Below are 24,654 nucleotides of genomic sequence, written 5' to 3'. Positions count from 1 at the left end.
AACAGAAATGAAAAGGTGAACATAAATGGCAGAAAAAAGAGATTATTACGAGGTCCTCGGCGTAGACCGCGGAGCGGACGATGCAACATTAAAAAAAGCATACCGTAAACTGGCCAAGAAATACCATCCGGATATGAACCCGGGCGACAAAGAGGCCGAGGCAAAATTTAAAGAGGCGACAGAAGCCTATGGCGTGCTGAGTGATCCGGACAAACGGCGTCAGTACGATCAGTTTGGCCACGCTGCATTTGAAAACGGCGGTGGCGGCGCAGGAGCCGGCGGATTCGGCGGCTTCGACTTTGGCGGCGGAGATATGGGTGATATCTTCGGCGATATTTTCGGCGACCTGTTCGGTGGCGGCGGAAGCAGAAGAAGAGCAAACAATGGACCGATGAAGGGAGCAAACCTCCGCGCTGTTGTCCACATTACGTTTGAGGAAGCTGTTTTCGGATGCCAGAAAGAGCTCGAGATCAACCTGAAGGATACCTGTACAACGTGCCACGGAACCGGCGCAAAACCAGGAACTTCACCGGAAACATGCTCCAAATGTAACGGTACCGGTCAGATTACGTACACACAGCAGACCATGTTCGGTTCTGTGAGAAACGTGACAACGTGTCCGGATTGTAACGGAACCGGAAAGATCATTCGCGATAAATGTACCGCATGCCACGGCACGGGCTATACATCCAGCAGAAAACGCATTCAGGTCAACATTCCGGCTGGAATCGACGATGGACAGAGCATCCGGATCCGTGAAAAAGGTGAGCCGGGTGTAAACGGCGGACCGAGAGGAGATTTGCTTGTCGAGGTTCAGGTAACCCGTCATCCGATCTTCCAGAGACAGGATATGAACATCTTCTCTACCGCACCGATTACATTTGCGCAGGCAGCGCTCGGCGGTGATGTGAAGATCAGCACCGTTGACGGAGACGTTCTCTATACCGTAAAACCGGGAACTCAGACCGATACCAAGATCCGTCTGAAGGGAAAAGGCGTTCCATCTCTCCGGAACAGCAATGTACGCGGCGATCACTATGTAACACTTGTTGTTCAGACACCGACCAGGCTGAACGAAAAAGCAAAAGAAGCCCTTCGTGCCTTTGATGAAGCTTGCGGAAACCGTCAGGTGCCAGAAGCAAAAGCAGCCGATGGTGAGAATACCGCAGAACAGCCGAAGAAGAAAAAAGGGTTTATGGATAAGGTGAAGGAAGCGTTTGAGGATATTGATAAATAAAAAATCTATCTGTTTTTGTTCTCATTCGGACAAAATTTCTCACAGACTTGAGCATGTAGAATATGAAAAGTCTTTTCCAACACGCTCTAATATGAAAGAAATAGAAAATATGAGATAAATGAAAAGAAGAACCTGCAGGAGAAACAGGTTCTTCTTTTTTGACAAAATTTAAAAATACAGAATATTCAGAAAATTGCAATATTGATCTAAATCAAGAGAATGATGAGATGTGAAAAACTGTTCATGATATAATTAACAAAATTGCATAGGAATAAAAAAGATTGATGTTATGTAATGTAAAATAAAAAGGCAGAAAGGAAATAGAGCGGTTGGAAAATGAAAATATAGAAAAACAGGAGTTCTTCAAAACTTATTTAGGTATCAAAAATAAAAATGTGCTGAGCAGTCTGGAACAAATGGCGTATGTCTGGAAGGTGAAAGATAAGGAAGTTATCATTCGAGAAGGGGAACCGCTGCCATGCGTTCCTTTTCTGGTATCGGGCATTGTAAAAGGGTATTGTGAAAGCAAGGGAGATGGAAAAGAGCATGTTTCCTGCTTTGGTTATTTAAAAGGAGACATTGTTGTAGGAATTTCCAATTTATCCGTAAATGTGAAATCACTTTTGACGATAGAATCAATCAGTTCGTGTACCATGCTGTGCGTCCCGATACCAGAATTGTTGAAGTTGATTGAGCAATCGCCGGAAATGATGCGTTTATATAACCGTGCACTCAGCCTTGCATATAAAAAGCTAATTGAACATGAGGATATTGTTGCAAACCACAGGGCAAAGGAACGATATCAATATTTTGTTGATACCTATCGGGATCTGGTAGACGTTGTGAGTAAGAAAGATATCGCTTCCTATCTGCATTTATCGCCGGAGAGTCTGAGCCGTGTCCTGAAAAGCTATAAGGAAGAAAAATAGAAAAACGAATCGAAAAGTGATGCGCGCTGAGCGGAAAAATTTAATCAAATCAAGGAAATCCCTGTTTTCATTGAGGAAAGCAATAAGCAGTGAGGCGGGGAATTGCGTGAATCAGGAGGGGAAAGCCCCTTATAAGAGAGAAGACGGCAGATCTAAAAAAAGCAGATTATAAAGTACAAAAAAGAAATGGAAGGGGAAGAAAAATGGCATTTTTAGATGGAGTAAAAGGAAAAATTTCAAAAGCAGGATATTCAACTATGCAAAAAGCAAAGGATTTGTCGGAGATTACGAAACTGAATATGGTGATTTCTGAATCGGAGACGAAAATCAATGAAATCTACAGTGAAATAGGATATAAAGTTTACTGTGCATATCGGGAAAATCCGCTGGAAGAAGTCAAAGAGGAAATTGGCCAGATCCGGGAGCTGGAAGAGGCTATGGAAGCATGCAAACTGCAGATCCAGGCAATCAATGCAATGAACAGCTGCCCGCGCTGCGGTGCAAAAATCAAACCGGAAATGATGTTCTGCAGCAGCTGTGGAATGAAACTGCAGAGTGAAGAACAGGAAACGGTGGAAGAAGAACAGGAACGGCCGGCTTTTTGCAGTGAATGCGGAGCACCGCTGGAACCGGATATGAAATTCTGTACGGTTTGTGGACATAAAGTTGACGAGTAAAATCGAGAGCGTGTTTGAAAAAGCAAAGCACAGAAGAGAAGATCAAATCAGACAGCAAAAAGATAAATGATCCAAAATAGGGAGGTGGATTTTGGATCATTTATTGCAAAGAAAAAAGATTTGTGGATAAAAAGGGACAGGAGAGGAAAACAAGTATGAAAAAATGCCCGGTATGTGGAAAAGAGTGGTCAGATGCGACAAGATTTTGCGGAAGCTGTGGAGCAAAACTGGAGGATGGAAATATTGTAGTGCCAGATATAGTGCCGGATGATGGGAAAGAGGAGCAGAGAAAAAAAACAGAGCCGGTCAAACCGAGTGTGAAAAAAACGATAGAACCTGTCAGAACGAAAACGAGGGAAACAGCAGAAAATAAAAAGATAGCAGAAGAAAAAGAAGAAGAAAAAAACACAGCTGAACGTAAAAGAGCAGAATACAATAAATCGGACGCCGTGCTGCCGGTAAAACGCAGAAAAAAAGGATGGAAAATTGCGACAGCACTTGGCCTGACTGCAATAGTGGCAGTCGGAGCAGTAGTTTTCTGTGTGAAGTCCGGGGAAAACATGGAACACCCATTTGTAGAATTATATGGGGACAGTTATGAAATTCTCACGAAAGAAAAACTGGGACATACCATAACCATTACAGACAATGGGCTGGACTGGTGAGAAGAGATCCCTATTACCTATTGTGGAAAGCAGAGTAGCAGTGTCCTTACAGAGTAAGAGAGTGCAAAAAATCTGGAAAATTATATTAGGACTCTATTCAGAAGTAAAGATACGATGAGAGAAAAAGGAGTAGAGAATATATGAAAAAAGCAGGAAGCCGAATTTTGATCATTACTTTTGGAATTATGGCGGCTATAGCAATTTTATATCCATGGAAGTTTGTTCCGGAATATGGAATACTCCAGATGACGGAATCAGGGGAAAAAGCTGGAAAAACAGCGGAAAGCCAGGAGTCCGATGAGGAATATATGCAGGTGGCAGATCGTGCAGTCGAAGTATTATTTACAGGAGATACCGATACGCTTCTGAGCCTGTTGCCGGAGCGGTATTTTGGCCAATATGGGGAAACGTTACAGTGGATCATAGAAAATGCAGTGGAAGAGGAACTTCAGAAACTGCAAGATGAAGTTGGGGATATACAAATTACCCATTGGCCAGTCAGATCAGAAAAACAGTCCGAAGGCAACATGGAAAAAATAAAAAGTCATTATGGAGAAGAAGGAGATACGGTCACCGATGCAAGAAATGTGTTTGTGGAAGTGAGTGCATCCGGCATAGAACCGGAAGAAATGGAGATAGCGGTTGTTGAAATTGACGGAAAATGGTATCTCGACTCTGAGGGTTGGGACGATGGATCGAAAGAAAACTATGACGACGAAGACGACGAAGAAGAAGATGATGATGATACATGGTCGGATGATGAAGACGATATAAGTTCAAATGCGGAGACGTCTCATACATTGGAAAATATGAAATTTTCTGATGCAAGAGAATTTCAGGATGGACTTGCCTTTGTAAGAATTCACGGAAAGGGGGAATCTTACAAAGGCTTTCTGGATAAAAAGGGAAAGTTAAAGTTTTATATACCTTTTGATGAAGATGCAATTGATGCAGATATTTATCGGTACGATGTGAATTTTAATAATGGTTATAACTGGTTCGTCTATGACAATATTTTTTATGTGATTGACACGGATGGAATGATAAAAAGCCAGTATGATGCAGACAAAGTGGCAGATTACGGCGGTGGTTATACCTGGCTGGAGGAGGAAGAAAATGTATCCTGGGATGATGCCGGGTTTTGGAAATATACACTGTATAGTCCGGAAGGGGGTGAAGTGTGTGATTATACAGTCAGCAATCAGGACCTGGAAAATCTGAGTTTTAAAAGATCCTACATGGGTGATGGAAAATTTCTGTATAAAAAAATGGACGGTACGAAAGAAGTCTGTGTTCTGGTTGAGCCGGAACTGGGAAAAGAAACAGAGTTAAACGTTTCGTTTGACAAAGCAGAAGAACATGGAATGCGGGACGGACTTATCATAGAAACGGGCGCAATGGACGATGGATATTGGGCAGGGGATGAAAATCCGTTTCATATTACAGTGATCGGGAATGGAGAAGAAAAAGAAATTGAAATCCCGAGTCAGTATCTTGGCCCGTTTGGCGGATATCCGACTCTGCTCGACTGGACAAAAAAATATGCACTTTTTACGGTAAGACAGGACGACCAGGACATTTATTTTTTGTGTGATCTGGAGACAGGCGATATCAAAAAATATACAGGAAAGTATGCGCCGTATTTTAAATATTATTCCACTACAACAAGCTGCATCGAGGATAATGTTCTTGCACTTTCCATGTATGGGGAAGATAATCAGTTTTATGTCTGCCTGATCAATGCGGATACCATGAAAGAAATTGCCGATCCGATTGCCGGAGAATCTTTTTCCATGGAAGATAAGACATTACTGATCGATCAGAAAGAATTGTATGATTTAAGCGGGAATCTGTTATATACCGTTGAGGATGGAAAAAAAGGAGAACTGGTCAGTGATGGAATCCTGCAGGTAACATACAGCGAGGAAGAAAAAGAGACTGTGGATGGTGAGTCGGAATATGTCGAGGTAGATAAGACAGATTATTACGATCTGAAAGGCAAAAAGTTATTTTCGGAAATGGATACAGCAGATAGCAAAATGGTGCCGGAACCATCAGAAGAAGTATAAAAATAGAGCAGAACAGGAGAATTTTCAGATGAAAACAAAAGCAAAATACGTCATTGTAATTCTGTTTTTATGTACGATACCACTATATTTCTGCAGAATGATCGGCTGGAAAGATGATGCCATCCGGCTTTACGATGTGATTCTCTATGGAATGGAAAGCCAGGAAGGAGACTCTTTTGTCGGAGGGATGATCTGGAAACTGATGCAGGAAAGTGTCTTTGAAAATATCAACGCATGGTTGATTGGAACAGCGGCAGTAACGCTTGTGGGATCAGTTCTGGTTACGCTGTTAAATGGAAAAAAGACCTATGTTCTGGCAATTGTATTATCCATCGTGACAAACGGAGGTCTTGCGTGGTCAATGCAACGACTCAGCTGGGGATGGAAAAACAAGGTTGATTATAACGGCCAGATGACAGGAATGCCGCTTCGCATGGAATTTGTGTGGGTGTGGATAGCACTTCATGTTCTGATTCTTATATTTGCACTGTGGGGAATGGTTTCTAAAGAGAAAAGTGCTTCAAAGAAAAGTATTTCAAGAAAAATTGAGCCGGAAAAAATCAAATCAAAAAAAACGGAATCGAAAAAAATCAAGCCGGAAGAAACCGTATCAAAGAACCCGGCAGCTTCGAAGATGCGGTCAGCGTGTCCCTCCTGCGGAAGAATTCCGAAAGAAGGAGAAAAGTTTTGTACGCGCTGCGGATCAAAACTGCAATAAGAGGAGCAGAAAATGAAAAAGGAAATCAAATGTCCCAGGTGCAGACGCAGGATTCAGAAAGAAGATGCCTATTGCCAGTACTGTGGCTGCCATGTGGCGGAAGAAAAAAAGAAGAAGAGAAAAAAGAAAATTCGAAGATTTCTGGTACTTGTCATTGTGATTGTGCTGTTTTTAGGTATCCTGCTTGCCATTGCAGTTGGATCACAGAAGAAGCAAATACAGGGATGGAAAGAAAGACAACTGGAAGAATGGAAACAAAAACAGGAAAAAGTGCAGGCAGATGAAGGTGACCAAAGCCAAAAACAGAACAAGAATCAGAATGGAGAACAGTCGCAGGATAGTCAGGATGTGAAAGAGCCAGGCACAATGAAAAAATGTGCCAATGGGGATACGGTTTATCAGCCGTCGGTAAGTACCGTTTCTTATGATGAAGATACCGGCCTGTTGTACTACGAAAATCTGCTGATTGTTTATCTGATAGAAAACAGCAGCCAGGAAGAGCGGGAAGCACTTGCAGCAAAGGTAGATGGAACGCTGGTTGGAAATATGAGCGGAAGCATGAACGTGATTGAAATCCTGGTGGAGGACACCGCGTATGCGGATCTGGAACAGAAGGCTGAAATTCTGATGGAAGAAGAAAATGTGCTCTACAGTTCGACGGAAATTCCGATGATGATGGAAAATACTGCAGATGAGAATCCATGGGAGGCAGGAGAACAGGATAAAAAGAATAATGACCATAATGAAAGCAAACCAGATGGAAATGACTGGTGGGCAGAGGCAATTGGAGCATTTTCTGCATGGGACTATGTTGATTCCCACGAGCAGGATCTTGCCAATGTGGCGGTCGGCATTATGGATGATGGAGTTGATGCGGAACACGAAGAATTTCAGAAAAACGGCGAAAGTAAAATTCACTGGCTGGAAGATTACAAAGAAAATCTGGCATTTGACCATGGCACACATGTGACGGGATTGATCGGTGCGGAAAATAATCAGGCCGGAATCCGTGGTGTGGCAGATCGGACGGATTTGTATTTTGTGAGCTGGTGGAAAGAAGATCTCTTCAGTACAGGAGAATATGTAAATGTAACAAAACAGATGATTGAAACGATGCTAAGTGAACATACGGCCTGCGTGGTGAATAATTCATGGGCAACTGTGATACAATCCAGAGAGCAGTATTTAAAAGATACGCTAATCGGGGAAAGACCGGTATGGGAAGAAAAAATAGCGGAGTTTCTCATAGAAAAAGGGAAGATTGATCAGAAATATGAGTTGTACGAAAGTTATCAAAAGGAATTAGAAACGAGCGCAAAATGCACTTCCAGTCAGATGATAGTGATGCTTTTTGAATTGCTTTTAAATCAACAGGAAAGATTTTTAATTGTCCAGAGTGCAGGCAATGGGTATGATAACGGTGGTGTGGGATTTGATGCTCAAAAGACAGGAGATTATTGCGGAATTAATGAGGAGGTTTATAACAGACTGGATGGAGAAACGCATAGATTAAGCAGAAGCGGATACTCCTATGAGAAAATTCGAAATCATATCCTGATTGTAGGTGCAGTGCAGGAAACAGAAAAGGGATATCAAATGACAGAATTTTCAAATTATGGTTCCAATATAGATATTGTTGCACCTGGATATGATGTTTACAGCACGATTACAGAAAAAGATGATTCCTATACCGAAGAAAATCCAGGCCATAAAAATCTTAGAACAGTGAAAAACGGGATTAAATATGGAAATCTGTCTGGAACATCCATGGCGGCCCCACTGGTTTCCGGTTCTGCGGCTGTTCTGTGGTCTGTGGCTCCGGAACTTTCGGCGGAGGAGGTAAAAGAGACACTGATCTCCACAGCCGGAACCGCAAGATCAACCTGTCAGGAGGACAAGCGGGAAGAGTATCCGATGCTGAATCTGAAAGCTGCCCTGGAAAAGGTGGCAAAAAAAGATGCAACACATGTAATACTGGAAACCTTTTATAATAACGGAGAAAAAACGCATGACCTGTTTGCTTCAGAAGAAAATCGGGATCAGGAGTATGCTGTGATTACCGGATTGGATCAGGATGAAAATGTAGTATGGACCATTGAGACAGAAAAATCTCCGGCAGCGGAGATAACAGCCAATACAGAAATTGGAATTTATGAAGACAGGTATTATTATGCGCATTGTGGAGTTATTTATGCCGTACGCCTCCGGGACGGAAAAGAAATCTGGCACAGTGCATCATCACATGGTTCCATGACAGGAACGGATTTCGGACCGGACGGAACACTTTATTACTGCTCTTTCTATGGACCGGATTTTGGCGCAATTGATAAAGACGGAAATGAATTGTATGAAGTAGAAAGTTTCTATCCGGGATACTATTGGGCATATGAAGTACATTACGAAGGTGATCATGTTGATGTGAAAATGGACGGTACACCGTCCGGAGAAGAAACGGTGATCCGTGTCAATCTTTCTGACTATTCTTATTCTGTGGTACAGGAGTAGAAAACATGATTCCAGGCATAAACCCAAGGATAGACTGAAACATGAGTCTAGGCATAAGCACGGGATAGGACAAAACATAAGATAAAGTATAATGGGATGCCGCAGTTCGGGAAAAAATCCGGATTGCGGCATTTTTTTGCTGTCATGCACACGAACAAAAGATCCAAGGGGAGCTTTTTAGTGAAAAAAGAGTGAATTTGCACACAGGAAGTCCGAAATTTGATATAATATGAGAAATTTGAGGGAGATAAAAATTTTTTAACCGAATCATCGCTAACTACAGATATCCATTCGATGAACAGGAAAGGGACAGGGGACTTTATTTATGAAATTTCGACCATGTATTGATATCCACAATGGAAAAGTAAAACAGATTGTTGGGGGATCCTTAAAAGATCAGGGAAACCAGGCAAATGAAAATTTTGTTTCGGAGCAGGATGCGTCTTACTATGCGCAGTTATATGAAGAAAAAGGGATCACCGGAGGTCATGTGATTCTTCTGAACAAAAAAGATTCCGAATATTATCCGGAAACAAAGCGCCAGTCATTGCTGGCACTCTCGACGTACCCGGGCGGCCTGCAGGTGGGAGGCGGCATTGATGCGGAGAATGCGTGCGAGTTTCTGACAGCGGGGGCAAGCCATGTGATTGTGACTTCGTATGTATTCCGCGACGGCCATGTGTTCTATGAAAATCTGGACAAGCTGGTGACGACGGTAGGAAAGCAGCGGCTGACACTGGATTTAAGCTGCCGGAAGCGGGACGGAAAATACTATATCGTGACGGACCGCTGGCAGAAGTTCACGGACGAAGAAGTGACAGAGGAACTGCTGCATCACCTGTCAGAATACTGTGATGAGTTCCTGATCCATGCCGTGGATGTCGAGGGAAAGGCTTCCGGCATTGAGACGGAGCTGGTGGAACTGCTTGCGAAGATGAAAGATTTTCCGGTGACGTACGCCGGCGGCGTGGGAAGTTTTGAAGACCTGGAGCTGCTCAAAAAACTGGGAAACAACCACGTCGATGTGACAATTGGCAGCGCACTGGATCTGTTCGGCGGCAAAATGAAGTTTGAAGACGTGCTGGCAGTATGCCGCCGGTAAGCGGAAACGGACGTTCACCCGCGCCATTCGCAAAACCGCGCTTTCAGCGCTCTCCGCTGCTGCGCAGCTCCTTTTTGCTCATAACCAGGCGCTCCCTTTGTATCTTATTCTCGACAGATTTTCATGCGAGCATGAAATCTGTCAAAAATAAGATACAAGTGAACTGTAACAGAAAAAACTCTAAAATATTCATGAATTTTCTAAATACTATTGCAAATAAAGACAACTATTGCTATAATTAGAGTTACTTACAGGGGAAGTGAAAAACCTGTAAAATTTGAGAGCAAAGGGGTTGGGCATAATGAAAATTACCATCAGCGGAAAAAATATTGACGTGACAGAGGGATTAAAAGCCGCGGTCAATGAAAAACTTGGCAAACTGGAGAAATATTTTACGCCTGACACAAATGTCATTGTAACCTTAAGTGTAGAGAAAGAAAGACAGAAAATTGAGGTTACCATTCCGGTAAAAGGAAATATCATCCGTTCCGAGCAGGTAAGCAACGATATGTACGTATCCATCGATCTGGTAGAGGAAGTCATCGAACGCCAGCTTCGCAAATACAAAAACAAAATTGCCGACAAACAGCAGGAAGCAGGAAACTTCCAGAAAGAATATCTGGAGCATGACTATCTGGAGGACGAAGACATCCAGATCATCCGTACGAAAAAATTCGGCATGAAACCAATGTATCCGGAAGATGCCTGTGTACAGATGGAACTTCTTGGACACACCTTCTTCGTATTCCGCAATGCAGAGACCGACGAAGTAAACGTCGTTTACAAGAGAAAGAACAACACCTACGGTCTGATCGAGCCGGAGTGCTGAAAAGTAAATAAAGAATGAACAGTCACCCTGTTTCCAGCTTAGAAAAGCTGTGAAACAGGGTGATTTTTTCGCGGAAAGAGCCGGAAAGTCCGGGAAAAGCCGTAAAAACAGCGGAAAACCGGGGAACGGCACCAAATGTTTACGAAAAATTCATTGTTATCTTGTGCCAGAAGTGGTAGAATAGTACCATATGTTAATATGGCAATTAATAGAGAAAGCAGGAGCAAACATTCTATGAAATTCACAGAAAAACTTTTTGGTACGCACAGTGAGCGCGAGCTGAAACGAATCTATCCAATTGTAGACAAAATCGAAGCTCTCCGCCCGACCATGCAGGCGCTGACCGATGAAGAGCTGCGTGCCAAGACAAAGGAATATAAAGACCGCTACAACGGAGGCGAATCCCTGGATTCCATTCTCCCGGAAGCATTCGCAACCGTCCGCGAGGCAGCAAAACGTTCCCTCGGTATGGAGCACCACCGCGTACAGCTGATGGGTGGTATTATCCTCCATCAGGGCCGTATCGCTGAGATGAAAACCGGTGAAGGAAAAACCCTCGTTTCCACCCTTCCGGCTTACCTGAACGCACTGACCGGACGCGGCGTCCACATCGTTACCGTCAACGACTACCTGGCAAACCGAGATGCAGAGTGGATGGGAAAAGTCCACAGATTCCTCGGTCTGACCGTCGGCGTCGTTTTAAATGATATGAAAAACGATGAGCGCCGCCAGCAGTACGCATGCGATATCACCTACATCACCAACAATGAGCTTGGTTTCGATTACCTGCGTGACAACATGGTGATCTACAAAGAGCAGCTCGTACAGAGAGAGCTTGCTTACTGTATCATCGACGAGGTCGACTCCGTCCTGATCGACGAGGCAAGAACACCTCTGATTATTTCCGGACAGAGCAGCAAATCCACCAAGCTGTACGAGACCGCAGATATTCTGGCACACCAGATGCAGCGCGGCGAGGCAAGCGGCGAGATGACCAAGATGACCGCGATCATGGGCGAGGAGATCGAGGAGACCGGAGACTTCATCGTCAACGAGAAGGACAAATTCGTTACCCTGACCGATGACGGTGTGAAGAAAGTCGAGAACTTCTTCCATATCGAGAACCTCTCCGATCCGGAGAACCTGGAGATCCAGCACAACGTGATCCTGGCGCTGCGTGCCAATTATCTGATGCACCGCGACAAGGACTACGTAGTCAAAGACGACGAGGTTCTGATCGTCGATGAGTTCACCGGCCGTATCATGCCGGGGCGCCGTTATTCCGATGGTCTGCATCAGGCAATCGAGGCAAAAGAGCACGTAAAAGTAAGAAGAGAGAGCAAGACTCTGGCAACCATCACGTTCCAGAACTTCTTTAACAAATACGAGAAAAAAGCCGGCATGACCGGTACTGCCCTCACCGAGGAGCAGGAGTTCCGTGACATCTACGGCATGGACGTTATCGAGATCCCGACCAACCGCCCGGTCATCCGTGTGGATATGGACGATGCCGTATACATGACGAAAAAAGAGAAATTCCACGCAGTCGTAGAGGAAGTCAAAGAGGCACATGCCGTGAACCAGCCGGTTCTGGTTGGTACCATCACCATCGAGACTTCCGAGCTGATCAGCAAAATGCTTCGCCGCGAGGGAATCCCGCATCAGGTCTTAAATGCGAAGTTCCATGAGCTCGAGGCAGAAATCGTAGCCCATGCCGGTGAGGCAGGAGCCGTTACCATCGCGACCAACATGGCCGGCCGTGGTACCGATATCAAGCTGGATGATGTGGCAAAAGCTGCCGGCGGCTTAAAGATCATCGGCACCGAGCGTCATGAGTCCCGCCGTATCGACAATCAGCTCCGCGGTCGTTCCGGCCGTCAGGGAGACCCGGGTGAGTCCCGTTTCTACATTTCCCTGGAAGACGATCTGATGAGACTCTTCGGTTCCGAAAAACTGATGGGCATTTTCAAATCCCTCGGCGTACCGGAAAATGAGCAGATCGAGCACAAGATGCTTTCTTCCGCCATCGAAAAAGCGCAGAGGAAGATCGAGGGCAACAACTACGGAATCCGTAAAAACCTGCTCGACTATGACCAGGTCAATAACGAGCAGCGTGAGATCATCTACAAAGAGAGACGCCGCGTTCTGGACGGCGAGAGCATGAGAGACACCATTTTCAAGATGATTGCCGACACCATCGACAATACTGTGGATCTCTGCATCGGCGAGAACACCGAGCAGTCCGAGTGGGATCTGACCGAGTTAAATGAGATGCTGCTCTCCATCATGCCGGTGAAGGCAGTGACAAAAGAGCGCGTAGAGAAGATTTCCAAAAACGAGCTGAAACAGCAGTTAAAAGAGGAAGCTGTTAAACTCTACGAGGAGAAAGAAGCAGAATTCCCGGAGGAGGAGCAGATTCGTGAGCTTGAGCGTGTCGTTCTTCTGAAGGTTATCGACCAGAAGTGGATGGATCATATCGATGATATGGATCAGCTCCGCGAGGGTATCGGCCTGCAGGCATACGGCCAGAGAGACCCGAAGGTTGAGTACAAGATGGCAGCTTACGACATGTTTAACGAAATGCTCGAGTCCATCCAGCAGGATACCGTCCGTCTCCTGTTCCATGTACGTGTTGAGCAGAAAGTAGAACGTGAGCAGGTAGCCAAAGTGACCGGAACCAACAAAGACGAGTCCGGCCCGAGAAAACCGGTACAGCGCGCAGAGCGTAAGATCTATCCAAACGATCCATGCCCGTGCGGAAGCGGCAAGAAGTACAAACAGTGCTGCGGAAGAAAACCGGTTTGATAAAAGCAGAACAGCAGTGAGACGGATGAGCACGATCCGTTTGACAAAGCACGCAGCTTCCCTACCAGAAGCTGCGTGTCATACAAAATATAAAACAGAAAGCAGGTGAAGCTTGTGGTAGTTGAATTAGACCAGTTCAAAATGGAACTTGGCACATACGATAAACCATTAGTGGAAGTGAGGGATTCACTTTGACCTCGCTAACAAAGAGCAGAGGATCGAAGAATTAGAGCGTAAAATGGAGGAACCCAATTTCTGGGACAACCCCGAAGAAGCGCAGGAGCAGATGAAACAGCTGAGCAGCATGAAAGAGGACAGAGATACGTATCAGAAACTGGTATCCGCCAAAGAAGATATGGAAACTCTGATCGAGATGGGACAGGAGGAGGATGACGATTCCGTTGTTCCGGAAATCGCGGAAATGATGGAAGAGTTCAAGGCATCCTTCGATGCCATCCGCATCAAAACCCTGCTGTCCGGCGAATTTGACAAGGACAATGCGATCATCAAACTGAACGCAGGTGCAGGCGGAACCGAGGCGTGCGACTGGTGCGGCATGCTGTACCGTATGTACACCAGATGGGCAGAACGCAAAGGCTTTACGATCGAGGAACTCGACTTTCTGGACGGTGATGAGGCCGGTGTGAAGTCCGTGACATTCCAGGTCAACGGCGAAAACGCTTACGGTTATCTGAAATCCGAAAAAGGCGTTCACCGTCTCGTCCGTATTTCTCCGTTCAACGCGGCAGGAAAACGCCAGACATCGTTCGTATCGTGCGATGTTATGCCGGATATCGACAAAGAGATCGATGTTGAGGTTCGTGATGAGGATATTCGTATCGATACGTACCGTTCCAGCGGTGCCGGCGGACAGCACATCAACAAGACGTCATCGGCGATCCGAATCACGCATATGCCGACCGGCATCGTGGTTACGTGCCAGAATGAGCGTTCCCAGTTCCAGAACAAGGACAAGGCAATGCAGATGCTGAAAGCAAAATTGTATATGCTGAAACTCCAGGAGCAGGCAGACAAGCTGAGCGACATCCGCGGCGAAGTAACCGAGATCGGCTGGGGCAACCAGATCCGTTCTTACGTTATGCAGCCATACACCATGGTCAAAGACCACCGTACCAACGCAGAGACCGGAAACGTCGATGCAGTCATGGACGGCGGAATTGATCTGTTTATCAACGCATATCTGAAGTGGATTGCCCTCGGAACCGGAGCGAAAGAGGAAGAAGCATAATTCGGCTGTGGGCAGAGCACAGTGACAAGTAAAATAAGGAGCATTTTCACCAACAGAGGACGGAAATGCTCCTTTCTGTTTTGAAGCCAAAGGCAAACAGGAGGTAAAAGTATGGGTATTATCAGAGCAGCAGTCAATGCAGTACACGGCAGTTTCGCCGATCAGTGGCTGGAGACCGTGGAACCGTATGAGATGGGGGAACATACGGTATTTACAGAGGGAATTCTGGTAAGAAAAGGCCAGAATAAAAAGGGAAGCCAGACGATTTCAAACGGTTCTGTGATCCATGTCTATGACAATCAGTTTATGATGCTGGTGGACGGCGGAAAGATCATTGATTACACCGCAGAGCCGGGCTACTTTACCGTAGACCAGTCATCGTCTCCGTCGATGTTCAGCGGATCGCTTGACGCAGCCGTAAAAGATACGTTTGAGCGCCTGAAATTCGGCGGCCAGACCCCGCATGAGCAGAGAGTTTTCTATATTAATCTGCAGGAAATCAAGGGAATCAAATTCGGAACGAGAAATCCGGTCAACTATTTCGACCAGTTCTACAATGCCGAGCTGTTCCTTCGGGCACACGGTTCCTATTCCATCCGCATCATCGATCCGCTCCGCTTCTACGCAGAGGCTGTGCCGAGAAACGCATCCCGCGTAGAGATCGAGGATATCAACGAGCAGTATATGAACGAATTTTTAGAGGGCCTGCAGTCCTCGATCAATCAGATGGCAGCCGACGGCATCCGCATTTCGTTCGCAGCATCCAAGAGCGCCGAGCTGTCCCGCTACATGGCAGATGCGATGGATGAGAGCTGGCGGGCAATGCGCGGCATGGAGATCCAGTCCGTGGCAATCGCAAGCCTTTCCTACGATGAAGCTTCCCAGAAACTGATCCAGATGCGCAACGAAGGTGCGATGATGTCTGATCCATCGATCCGTGAGGGCTATGTACAGGGAGCGATGGCACGCAGTATGGAGAAAGCAGCAGCCAACCCAAACGGAGCCATGAACGGCTTTATGGGTGTTCAGATGGGCATGAATGCCTTCGGTTCCTCGTTTGCATCGGCGTCCGCTTCGAATCAGCAGCAGATGCAGCAGCAGGCGGCAGCCAAGGCACAGCAGGAAGCTGCAAAAGGCGTATGGAAATGCTCCTGCGGAACGGAGAACACCGGCAATTTCTGCTCAAACTGCGGAAGTGCAAAGCCGATGGTGTGGATCTGCGGCAAGTGTGGAACCGAGAACAGCGGTAAATTCTGTTCGAACTGTGGCAGCCCGAAACCGGAAGCGGCAGGAAAATGGGTCTGCGCATGCGGAACGGAGAATACCGGCAAGTTCTGCTCGAACTGCGGAAAACCAAGACAGTAAAAGAAAACAGATAACCATCCAATACAACAGCGGCTCCGGGGAAGGAGGGATAGAATATGGAGGTTATTACATACAAATGCCCGAACTGCGGAGGCGATCTGACCTTCGATCCGGCAAGCGGAAAGTATAAATGCGAGTACTGCCTGTCCTCGTTTACACAGGAAGAAGCCGAAAGGGCGAACCCGAAAGCAGCGGAAGCGCTGAACGGGGAGGACGATGCTGCCGGTGCACAGGAAGCATCCGATGCACAGAAGGAAAGCAGTACGGAGGAAACAAAAGGGGAAACAGAGCAGGGCGAAGCAGTTGTCTACACCTGCCCGAACTGCGGCGCCGAGATTGTGACCGATGCGACGACGGCAGCGACATACTGTTTCTACTGCCACAACCCGGTGGTGCTTTCCGGCCGGCTTTCGGGAGAATATATGCCGGATTTTGTGCTGCCGTTCAAAATCAGCAAGGAGCAGGCAATCGAGAAATTTTTGTCATTTACCCGGAAGAAACACTTTATTCCGAAGGACTTTTTCGAAAAGAGTCAGGTACAGAAGATGACAGGTGTCTATTTCCCGTACTGGATTTACGGCGGAGACTTTGAGACGGATTACATAGCGCGCGGCCGGAAGGTGAGAGTCTGGCAGACCGGTGATGTGGAGTACACAGAGACCAGCATCTACGATGTCCGCCGGGAGGGAGAGGTCCGTGTGGACGGTCTGTCGCGTAACGCTCTGAACAAGGCAGACCGCGATCTGATCGAATGCGTACAGCCATACCGTCTGGAGGAGATGCAGCCGTTTTCCATGGGGTACCTTTCCGGCTTTCAGGCGGAAAAGCGTGATATCGAACAGCAGCAGATCGCACCGGAACTGAAAAAAGAACTGGAGACGATGGCACGCGGCGCCATGCGGAATGAGGCGAACGAATATATCTCCCTCGAGCAGGAAAAAATGAACCTTTCCCCGAAGCAGGAGAACTGGCGTTACGTCCTGTTTCCCGTCTGGACGCTGACGTATCCGGGAAAGGACGGGAAGGTTTACTACTATGCGATGAACGGCCAGACCGGAACGATCAACGGCGATTTTCCCTATGAGCGGAAGAGAGCCCTTCTGACGTCGGCTGTGAGTGCTCTTCTGGTTCTGATTGTGATGCTGATAGGAGGGTATTTCGCATGAGAAGAATGAAAAAAGCAGGACAATATCTGCTCGGAATTTTTGCGGCCCTTCTGCTGTGCGGAGTTTTTTCTGTGAATATTGTAAAAGCCGAATCCCAGTATGTCTACGACAATGCATCACTTCTTTCCGATGAGGAGGAGCAGGACCTCGAGAGATCCTGTACAGAGTTCGAGCGCAATACAAAGCTCCATATGGTCATCCTGACCGAGCGCAGCAGTGGTTCCGAGGACTGTCAGGCGATTGCAGATGATTTTTATGACAAAAAGTATCCGAAAGAGCCAAACGGTGTCTGCTTCCTCATCGACATGGGACAGCGCCAGATCGTGATTTCGACGTCCGGTATTATGCAGTATTATATGTCGGACACGGAAATTGACGATATTCTGCAGGCGGCGCAGGGGTACGCGAAAGACGGCGACTATGCGGGAACTTTTGCAAAAATGATTACGATGACGCAGGAATGCTTCGACCGCGGCGTTTCCGATGCGGACTATCTGATTACAGAAGATGGTTCCATTATTCATTACCGTAAGATCAACAGCACGGAGGCTCTTATTGCTGTTATCGCAGCTGCTGCGACAGGAATTCTTGTTTATTTTGGAATTTGGAAAAGCTATCGACGAAAGAAAAACCGTGGTGCAAAGAGCTATGCGGATCTGAAACGTGTAAACATTAGAGACCGCAGGGATGCGCTGATCGACCGTCATGTATCGATGCACAAAATCCAGAAGGATGATGGAAACTACGGCGGAGGCGCTTCTGGCGGCGGAGGTGGCGGCGGAAGCACCGTTCACACTTCGTCGAGCGGAAACAGTCACGGCGGCGGAAGCATTGGCTTCTGAAAACCGATTCGAAAAAATTCCTTGCGTATTGTGTCGGAATATGATACGATCTTTCCTGTGAAAACAAATGTATTTCCTGGAAAGAGTATAAAGGTAGAGGATTGCCATGAGAGAAGAGAAAACAAAGTACTATGTAATCAAAGAAAAAGCGGTTCCCGAGGTTCTTTTGAAGGTCATCGAGGCCAAACGGCTGATGGATATGCAGGAGCTTACCGTGCAGCAGGCAACGGAAAAAGCGGGAATCAGCAGAAGCTCTTTCTATAAATACAAAGATGATATTCTTCCTTTTCATGACAATGCAAAAGGAAAAACGATTACGTTTATTCTGCAGATGGACGATGAGCCGGGACTGCTTTCCGATGTGCTGAAGATTATCGCCGAGTTTCACGGAAACATTCTGACCATTCATCAGACGATTCCGTTAAACGGCGTGGCGTCACTGACAATCAGCGTGGATATCGCGGAAGACCGGGGAGACGCCTCGGAGATGATCAACGAGATTGAGTCCAGACAGGGAGTTCATTATTTTAAAATCTTAGGACAGGAGTCCTGAAAAAGAAAAAGCAAGAGAGGGACAAAAGAGATGATTCAGATTGCAGTATTAGGATATGGCACCGTTGGTTCCGGCGTGGTAGAAGTCATCAACACGAACCATGACAGCATCAACAAGAGAGCAGAGAACGAGATTAATATCAAATACGTTCTGGATTTAAGAGATTTCCCGGGAGATCCAGTGGAAAAAGTGCTGGTACATGATTACGAAGTGATCGCAAACGATCCGGAGGTTGATATTGTTGTCGAGGTCATGGGCGGCGTTGAGCCGGCTTACACCTTCACAAAACGTGCGCTGGAGGCTGGAAAGAGCGTCTGCACATCCAACAAAGAGCTGGTGGCAAGACACGGTACCGAGCTTCTTGCAATTGCAAAAGAGCACGGCGCAAACTATCTGTTTGAGGCAAGCTGCGGCGGCGGTATCCCGATCATCCGTCCGTTAAACTCCTCCCTGACTGCAGATGAGATCGATGAAGTAACTGGTATCTTAAATGGTACCACGAACTATATCTTAAGCAAAATGGCAAGCGACGGTTCCGATTTCGCGGATGTATTAAAAGAGGCACAGCGCCTCGGCTACGCAGAGCGCAACCCGGAAGCAGATGTAGAAGGCTACGATGCGTGCCGTAAAATTGCGATTCTTTCTTCTCTTGCTTATGGAAAAGAAGTCAATTACGAAGAGGTTTACACCGAGGGAATCACAAAGATCACCGCAGAGGATATCAAATATGCGACCTCGATGGGAACCGCAATCAAACTGCTCGCAACAAGCCGCAAGGTGGGTGATCAGTATTACGCCATGGTAAGCCCGGTGATGATTGACGCGAAAAACCCGCTGTACAGCGTAAACGGTGTCTTCAACGCCATCTTCATCCACGGAAATGTACTGGGTGATGCGATGTTCTACGGAAGCGGAGCAGGAAAGCTTCCGACCGCAAGTGCCGTTGTAGCCGATGTCGTAGACTGCGCAAAGAACAAAGGCAGAAACATCATGATGAGCTGGAGCGAGGAAAAACTGGACCTGCTGCAGATCGATGATGTAAAGAGCCGCTTCTTCGTCCGCGTGTCCGGCCACGCCGCAGAGCGCCAGAGTGAGATCGAGGAGCTGTTCGGAAAAGTAGAAATCGTAGCAGTTCCAAGTCTGTCCGAGGAGTTCGCATTTATTACCGGCGAAATCACAGAGCAGGAGTACAGAGAAAAAGCAGAGAAACTCGACGGAATCCAGAGCAGAATCCGCGCGAGAATTTAAGATCTCGAAATAGACATAACTAAAAAGACGTTTCACAGCCGTAAAGCAAGGGGTGTGAAACGTCTTTTTAGTTATCTTAAAATTTATTTTTAAAGATCTGTGCCGGATCCAAAGGAATCCGTATCATATCCCACCGGTTCCGATGCCGGATACAGGACATCTTTCCGTTCCTGATAGAACGCAGCCATCGTGATCTGCATATAGGGCATTACCCACAAAAAGCCGATGACACAGGAACAGGATGCGAGAATCTCAAACCCTAAGAAACTTAAGAGAAGCAGAATGTAGCGGAAAAAGTTCTTCTTCATCATCGCAAAGCTCTGACGGATCGCCTGGATCGGGCCGATGCCGGGAGCGTCGTTCATCACAAAGGTGGAAAGGGAAAACGGAACCAGCACCAGCGTGGAAACGAGAGAGCCGATCAGCTTGTAAACGTAAACGTTCATCAGAGAAGAAAGCTCGGCTTCGATGGAAAGTGCTGTTCCAAGCGTCAGTTCCGCACTCGGGGAGGAAAGATACTGGAAGCCCGGAATGCTGGAAATCAGGGCGATCACGGAGCTGATGCCGTTGATGATAAGGAACATCAGCACGTACTGGTCCGGGTGGTGATAGAAAGCGTAGAGCATATCACCGACGGAAATCGGTTCCCCGCGCAGCGTCGAGAGGCAGAGTTTTAAGTAGCCTGCCTGGAAGAGGCTGAGGAGCAGGGAAAACAGGAACAGCGTCAGATTCAGGAAAATGATATCGTACAGCGTTGTGCCTGAAAAAATCAGCGTCGGGATGAGGGAGCAGGAGAAGGTGAGAAACAGGTTGATCGCGGTTGCGCCCACCAGCGTGCCGCATCGGCCTGCCATGGCCTCACGGGCCTGCTTTTTCAGTTCTGAAAATTTCTGTTTTTGTCCGTTCATGAAAAATCCTTTCTGGTACCTAGATGGTATTTCCGTCGGTGGTTGTTCCGTTATCCGGTGTCATCTGGTATTCCTGCATGTACTGATTGTAATACCGCTCAAGCAGGTTGGTGCTGCCGCCGCTGACCATGTTGAAAAGCAGGAAAGCATACATGCAGATACCGACAATTATGCCGATGGTACAGCCCGCCAGACCGGCTTTTGCCGTGCCGCTCATGCGTCCTGCGCCGCGGCTTAAAAGGGCGAAGATCACGCCGAGCGAGCCGAAAAACAGGGAACCCATGTTGAGCATGAACAAAAAGGAGCAGATCGCCATGACCATCGAAGCGGCCGCAAGGGCCTGCGAACCCGTCCTGCGCGGCGGCTGTACGGGAGGCTGCTGCTGGTAATGCTGATACGGTCCGGGACGCTGGCCCTCAGGCACGCCGTACGGATGGGAGGACTGATAGGAATCTCCGGACTCATTGGTGTTTGGATCGTAATTTTCTGGTGTCATAAAATGTCCTTTCTTCTGCAAAAAAGCGCGGTTTCACACGCAGTCTGTCAAAAAAGCTATAGTAAAGATTTTATCATGTAAGGTTGACAAAAACAAGACCTATTGATAAGGTAATAGAGTGGCTGTTCCGCCAAGGGTCCCGCTTTTTATGCGGGAAAAACAGAGAAGGAACAGCGTGTTTTGGAAGAGACAACAGGAGGAATTTACCTATGGATATGAATCAGGTATTGGCAGCCGAGCTGAACGTCAAACCGTGGCAGGTAGAAGCTGCAGTGAAACTGATTGACGAGGGAAACACGATCCCTTTTATTTCACGATATCGAAAAGAAGCAACAGGTTCCTTAAACGATGAGATACTGCGAAATCTGTACGATCGTTTGATGTACCTGCGCAGTTTAAATGACCGCAAGGCCGTTGTCCTGGCGAGCATCGAGGAGCAGGGCAAGCTGACCGCAGAACTGAAAAAATCCATCGAAGAGGCCGCAACTCTCGTGGTTGTAGAGGATTTATACCGCCCGTACCGCCCGAAACGCCGGACGCGTGCGACGATCGCAAAAGAAAAAGGACTGGAGCCGCTGGCGAATATCATTCTTCTGCAGATGACAAAAGAGCCGCTCGAAAAAGAGGCAGAGGCTTTTGTTTCAGAAGAAAAGGAAGTCAAAACGGCAAAAGACGCCATTGCTGGTGCCTGCGACATCATCGCCGAGAGCATTTCCGATGAGGCCGATTACCGTATGGAGATCCGCCGCAGAACCGAGGCGAAGGGCCTGATCGTCTCGACAGCAAAGGATGAGAAAGCAGAGTCCGTTTACGAGAATTACTATGAGTTTTCCGAGCCGGTATCGAAAATTGCCGGACACCGTGTGCTGGCACTGAACCGCGGTGAGAAAGAAAAATTCCTGAACGTCAAAATTGAGGCGCCGACGGAAGAAATCCTGCGTTATCTCGAGAAAAAAATCATCACCAAAGAGAATCCGCAGACAAAGCCGGTTCTGCAGGCGACCATCGAGGATGCCTACAACCGTCTGATCGCTCCGGCCATCGAGCGTGAGGTCAGAAATCAGCTCACCGAAAAGGCAGAGGATGGTGCGATCAAGGTCTTTGGAAAGAACCTTGAGCAGCTTCTGATGCAGCCGCCGATCGCAGGCCAGGTTGTCCTTGGATGGGACCCGGCGTTCCGTACGGGATGCAAGCTGGCCGTTGTCGATGCGACCGGAAAAGTGCTCGACACCACCGTGGTTTACCCGACCGCGCCGACGAACGAGAAGAAGATTGCAGCAGCAAAAGCGACCGTAAAAGATCTGATCCACAAATACGGCGTCACCCTGATTTCTGTCGGAAACGGAACTGCAAGCCGTGAGTCCGAGCAGATCATCGTCGAGATCTTAAAAGAGATCCCGGAGAAGGTTGCGTATGTGATCACAAACGAGGCAGGAGCGTCCGTTTACTCCGCAAGCAAGCTGGCAACCGAGGAATTTCCAAACTTTGATGTCGGACAGCGAAGCGCCGCTTCCATCGCACGCCGTGTGCAGGATCCGCTGGCAGAGCTTGTCAAAATCGATCCGAAATCCATCGGTGTCGGCCAGTATCAGCACGATATGAACCAGAAGAAGCTCGGCGAGGCGCTCGGCGGTGTCGTTGAGGACTGCGTGAATAAAGTCGGTGTCGATCTGAACACGGCATCCGCGTCGCTGCTGGAATACATTTCCGGTGTCAGCAAGGTGATAGCAAAAAACATCGTGGCATACCGCGAGGAGAACGGCCGTTTCGAGAGCAGAAAAGAGCTCCTGAAAGTGGCAAAACTCGGACCGAAGGCGTTTGAGCAGTGCGCGGGCTTTATGCGCATCACCGGCGGCAAAAATCCGCTGGACGGCACAAGCGTTCATCCGGAGAGCTACGAGGCAGTCGAGAAGCTGTTTGCAAAGTTAAATATGAAGACAGAGCAGATCAGCGAGGGACCGACGGCGTTCTTCATCAAAGATTACAAAAAGATGGCAGAGGAGATCGGTGTCGGCGAGATTACGCTGCGCGATATCATCAAAGAGCTGCAGAAGCCTGGCCGTGACCCGCGTGACGAGATGCCGCGCCCGATCCTGCGCACCGACGTGCTCGATATGAAGGACCTGAAGGTCGGCATGATCTTAAAGGGAACCGTGCGCAACGTCATTGACTTCGGTGCATTCGTCGATATCGGCGTGCATCAGGACGGACTCGTCCACATTTCCCAGATGACGAAACGCTTCATCAAGCATCCGCTGGAGGCTGTGAGCGTCGGCGATATCGTGGAAGTGAAGGTCATCAGCCTTGATCTGGCGAAGAAGCGGATCGGGCTGTCGATGCTGCTGGATAAATAAAGTGTGATACGTGGGCTGCCCGAAAGAAAACAGGGGCAGCCCGCGGTGTATCAAAGGGGGATTACCATGAATGAGGAAGAAGTGCTGGTAGGACGGATTCAGGATCTGGCAGAGCAGTGTTATCACAGGGATGTTCCGTCACACACGGAGTTTCTGACGCTGGCGGAGCAGGATCTGTTCTACCGTACGGTAAATAAAATCCCGGGCGTGCGTTACGTGCTGTCCGGCGGATACGAGGCGGCAGAGCGGAAAGCGGCGCTGTTTCTGCCATCCTATGCAGAGGACGGTGATGCGTCGATGCTTCCGATAGCAGTCGTGCGCATCAGCCCGCTGAATGAAAAATTTGCGGATGCGCTGTCACACCGTGATTTCTTAGGATCACTGATGAATCTCGGCGTGGAGCGGTATAAGCTGGGAGACATTCTGATCGATGGAAACCAGGCGTATCTGATCTGTATGGCGGATATGGCGGACTACATCTGTGCGGAGCTGAAAAAAGTGCGCCATACGAGCGTGTACTGTGAAGTCGAGGCGGGACTGCCGGAGGAGCTGACGGAGCCGAAAACCGAGCGGAAAGAAGGCTCCGTCGCTTCCGTGCGGCTCGATGCGGTGCTGTCGCTGGCGTTCAGCAGTTCGCGGAGCAAAATGGTGCCGCTGATCGAGGGCGGCCAGGTGTTTATTAATGGAAAACTGGTGACGTCGCCGAGCGCGTCATTAAAAGAGGACGATCTCGTGACCGTGCGCCATATGGGAAAATTCCGCTATGTTGGCGTGCAGAATCAGACGAAAAAGGGAAGGCTGTACGTGGCTGTTGAACGATTTGTCTCATAATAGATATTTTGAGGAATTTTACCGGAAAAGACCATTGACAGTGTTTGTAAAAAGACGGTATTATAGAGGGTATGTAGAAGGTCCGCAGTTATGAGAATTTTCATGA

20 protein-coding genes are annotated in these 24,654 nt (G+C 47.7%); 18 read left to right on the top strand and 2 right to left on the bottom strand.

The window, feature by feature from the left end:
* Positions 1-25 precede the first annotated feature (25 nt).
* From dnaJ to DWW13_RS06385, 16 genes are all read left to right on the top strand, one after another.
* The gene (gene dnaJ / locus DWW13_RS06460; protein WP_118719646.1) at positions 26-1,237 is read left to right on the top strand and encodes a molecular chaperone DnaJ; all 1,212 of its coding nucleotides are present in this window, start codon (positions 26-28) and stop codon (positions 1,235-1,237) included.
* Positions 1,238-1,566: 329 nt separating this feature from the next.
* Positions 1,567-2,166 (top strand): Crp/Fnr family transcriptional regulator, encoded by a 600-nt coding sequence (locus DWW13_RS06455; protein ID WP_118719644.1) that lies wholly within the window; start codon positions 1,567-1,569, stop codon positions 2,164-2,166.
* A gap of 203 nt (positions 2,167-2,369) precedes the next feature.
* Entirely contained in the window at positions 2,370-2,843 is a 474-nt protein-coding gene (locus tag DWW13_RS06450; protein WP_118719642.1) for a zinc ribbon domain-containing protein, read from the top strand.
* Between the two features lie 155 nt (positions 2,844-2,998).
* Complete coding sequence (locus DWW13_RS06445; RefSeq protein ID WP_118595864.1) at positions 2,999-3,508, top strand: zinc-ribbon domain-containing protein; 510 nt, start codon at positions 2,999-3,001, stop codon at positions 3,506-3,508.
* Positions 3,509-3,648: 140 nt separating this feature from the next.
* Positions 3,649-5,577 (top strand): hypothetical protein, encoded by a 1,929-nt coding sequence (locus DWW13_RS06440; RefSeq protein ID WP_118719640.1) that lies wholly within the window; start codon positions 3,649-3,651, stop codon positions 5,575-5,577.
* Between the two features lie 28 nt (positions 5,578-5,605).
* On the top strand, positions 5,606-6,295 hold the full coding sequence (locus tag DWW13_RS06435) for a zinc ribbon domain-containing protein (RefSeq protein WP_055228299.1): 690 nt from the start codon (positions 5,606-5,608) through the stop codon (positions 6,293-6,295).
* Positions 6,296-6,307: 12 nt separating this feature from the next.
* Positions 6,308-8,800, top strand: coding sequence for a S8 family serine peptidase (locus DWW13_RS06430; protein WP_118719638.1), 2,493 nt, complete (start codon positions 6,308-6,310; stop codon positions 8,798-8,800).
* A gap of 325 nt (positions 8,801-9,125) precedes the next feature.
* Positions 9,126-9,902 carry a phosphoribosylformimino-5-aminoimidazole carboxamide ribotide isomerase gene (hisA, locus tag DWW13_RS06425; protein ID WP_118719636.1) on the top strand — a complete coding sequence of 259 codons (777 nt, stop codon included), beginning with the start codon at positions 9,126-9,128 and terminating at the stop codon, positions 9,900-9,902.
* Between the two features lie 301 nt (positions 9,903-10,203).
* Positions 10,204-10,731, top strand: a complete 528-nt coding sequence (gene hpf, locus DWW13_RS06420) for a ribosome hibernation-promoting factor, HPF/YfiA family (RefSeq protein WP_055218411.1) — start codon at positions 10,204-10,206, stop codon at positions 10,729-10,731.
* 234 nt (positions 10,732-10,965) lie between these two features.
* Entirely contained in the window at positions 10,966-13,536 is a 2,571-nt protein-coding gene (gene secA, locus DWW13_RS06415; RefSeq protein WP_118719634.1) for a preprotein translocase subunit SecA, read from the top strand.
* 141 nt (positions 13,537-13,677) lie between these two features.
* Positions 13,678-14,785, top strand: a protein-coding gene (prfB, locus tag DWW13_RS06410; protein WP_117509617.1) for a peptide chain release factor 2 whose coding sequence is annotated in 2 segments (ribosomal slippage) — positions 13,678-13,728 and positions 13,730-14,785 — 1,107 coding nt in all. Because the reading frame shifts where the segments join, the coding sequence is not laid out codon by codon here.
* 111 nt (positions 14,786-14,896) lie between these two features.
* Positions 14,897-16,150: an SPFH domain-containing protein gene (locus tag DWW13_RS06405; protein WP_022461321.1), complete on the top strand. Its 1,254-nt coding sequence runs from the start codon at positions 14,897-14,899 to the stop codon at positions 16,148-16,150.
* Positions 16,151-16,206: 56 nt separating this feature from the next.
* Positions 16,207-17,316: a TFIIB-type zinc ribbon-containing protein gene (locus DWW13_RS06400; RefSeq protein ID WP_118697830.1), complete on the top strand. Its 1,110-nt coding sequence runs from the start codon at positions 16,207-16,209 to the stop codon at positions 17,314-17,316.
* Positions 17,313-18,158 (top strand): TPM domain-containing protein, encoded by an 846-nt coding sequence (locus tag DWW13_RS06395; RefSeq protein ID WP_118719632.1) that lies wholly within the window; start codon positions 17,313-17,315, stop codon positions 18,156-18,158. Before DWW13_RS06400 ends, DWW13_RS06395 begins: the two co-directional genes overlap by 4 nt.
* A 106-nt stretch (positions 18,159-18,264) precedes the next feature.
* Entirely contained in the window at positions 18,265-18,711 is a 447-nt protein-coding gene (locus DWW13_RS06390) for an ACT domain-containing protein (protein WP_022461318.1), read from the top strand.
* Between the two features lie 30 nt (positions 18,712-18,741).
* Entirely contained in the window at positions 18,742-19,959 is a 1,218-nt protein-coding gene (locus DWW13_RS06385) for a homoserine dehydrogenase (RefSeq protein WP_022461317.1), read from the top strand.
* Between the two features lie 89 nt (positions 19,960-20,048).
* Here the strand turns inward: DWW13_RS06385 and DWW13_RS06380 are convergent, their stop codons facing one another.
* Both DWW13_RS06380 and DWW13_RS06375 read right to left on the bottom strand, forming a co-directional pair.
* Entirely contained in the window at positions 20,049-20,867 is an 819-nt protein-coding gene (locus DWW13_RS06380) for a DUF975 family protein (RefSeq protein WP_118719630.1), read from the bottom strand.
* Positions 20,868-20,886: 19 nt separating this feature from the next.
* Positions 20,887-21,363 (bottom strand): DUF4190 domain-containing protein, encoded by a 477-nt coding sequence (locus DWW13_RS06375; RefSeq protein ID WP_022461315.1) that lies wholly within the window; start codon positions 21,361-21,363, stop codon positions 20,887-20,889.
* Positions 21,364-21,572: 209 nt separating this feature from the next.
* On the opposite strand from DWW13_RS06375, the gene DWW13_RS06370 reads away from it, so the two are divergent.
* On the top strand, positions 21,573-23,717 hold the full coding sequence (locus DWW13_RS06370) for a Tex family protein (RefSeq protein ID WP_022461314.1): 2,145 nt from the start codon (positions 21,573-21,575) through the stop codon (positions 23,715-23,717).
* Positions 23,718-23,783: 66 nt separating this feature from the next.
* Positions 23,784-24,548: a YlmH family RNA-binding protein gene (locus DWW13_RS06365; protein ID WP_022461313.1), complete on the top strand. Its 765-nt coding sequence runs from the start codon at positions 23,784-23,786 to the stop codon at positions 24,546-24,548.
* Positions 24,549-24,654: the final 106 nt, after the last annotated feature.

Origin of the sequence: Blautia sp. AF14-40 (assembly GCF_003479665.1) — a bacterium.
Classification (GTDB): Bacteria; Bacillota; Clostridia; order Lachnospirales; family Lachnospiraceae; genus Fusicatenibacter; species Fusicatenibacter saccharivorans.
The sequence above is the reverse complement of the archived record's forward strand: the minus strand, read 5'-3'. Positions and strand labels throughout refer to the sequence as shown.

Excerpts from the sequence above, each read along its gene's own strand:
- dnaJ (WP_118719646.1), top strand. The coding sequence starts at position 26 with ATGGCAGAAAAAAGAGATTATTACGAGGTCCTCGGCGTAGACCGCGGA.
- DWW13_RS06450 (WP_118719642.1), top strand. The coding sequence starts at position 2,370 with ATGGCATTTTTAGATGGAGTAAAAGGAAAAATTTCAAAAGCAGGATAT.
- DWW13_RS06445 (WP_118595864.1), top strand. The coding sequence starts at position 2,999 with ATGAAAAAATGCCCGGTATGTGGAAAAGAGTGGTCAGATGCGACAAGA.
- DWW13_RS06440 (WP_118719640.1), top strand. The coding sequence starts at position 3,649 with ATGAAAAAAGCAGGAAGCCGAATTTTGATCATTACTTTTGGAATTATG.
- DWW13_RS06435 (WP_055228299.1), top strand. The coding sequence starts at position 5,606 with ATGAAAACAAAAGCAAAATACGTCATTGTAATTCTGTTTTTATGTACG.
- DWW13_RS06430 (WP_118719638.1), top strand. The coding sequence starts at position 6,308 with ATGAAAAAGGAAATCAAATGTCCCAGGTGCAGACGCAGGATTCAGAAA.
- hisA (WP_118719636.1), top strand. The coding sequence starts at position 9,126 with ATGAAATTTCGACCATGTATTGATATCCACAATGGAAAAGTAAAACAG.
- hpf (WP_055218411.1), top strand. The coding sequence starts at position 10,204 with ATGAAAATTACCATCAGCGGAAAAAATATTGACGTGACAGAGGGATTA.
- secA (WP_118719634.1), top strand. The coding sequence starts at position 10,966 with ATGAAATTCACAGAAAAACTTTTTGGTACGCACAGTGAGCGCGAGCTG.
- DWW13_RS06405 (WP_022461321.1), top strand. The coding sequence starts at position 14,897 with ATGGGTATTATCAGAGCAGCAGTCAATGCAGTACACGGCAGTTTCGCC.
- DWW13_RS06400 (WP_118697830.1), top strand. The coding sequence starts at position 16,207 with ATGGAGGTTATTACATACAAATGCCCGAACTGCGGAGGCGATCTGACC.
- DWW13_RS06395 (WP_118719632.1), top strand. The coding sequence starts at position 17,313 with ATGAGAAGAATGAAAAAAGCAGGACAATATCTGCTCGGAATTTTTGCG.
- DWW13_RS06390 (WP_022461318.1), top strand. The coding sequence starts at position 18,265 with ATGAGAGAAGAGAAAACAAAGTACTATGTAATCAAAGAAAAAGCGGTT.
- DWW13_RS06385 (WP_022461317.1), top strand. The coding sequence starts at position 18,742 with ATGATTCAGATTGCAGTATTAGGATATGGCACCGTTGGTTCCGGCGTG.
- DWW13_RS06380 (WP_118719630.1), bottom strand. The coding sequence starts at position 20,867 with ATGAACGGACAAAAACAGAAATTTTCAGAACTGAAAAAGCAGGCCCGT.
- DWW13_RS06375 (WP_022461315.1), bottom strand. The coding sequence starts at position 21,363 with ATGACACCAGAAAATTACGATCCAAACACCAATGAGTCCGGAGATTCC.
- DWW13_RS06370 (WP_022461314.1), top strand. The coding sequence starts at position 21,573 with ATGGATATGAATCAGGTATTGGCAGCCGAGCTGAACGTCAAACCGTGG.
- DWW13_RS06365 (WP_022461313.1), top strand. The coding sequence starts at position 23,784 with ATGAATGAGGAAGAAGTGCTGGTAGGACGGATTCAGGATCTGGCAGAG.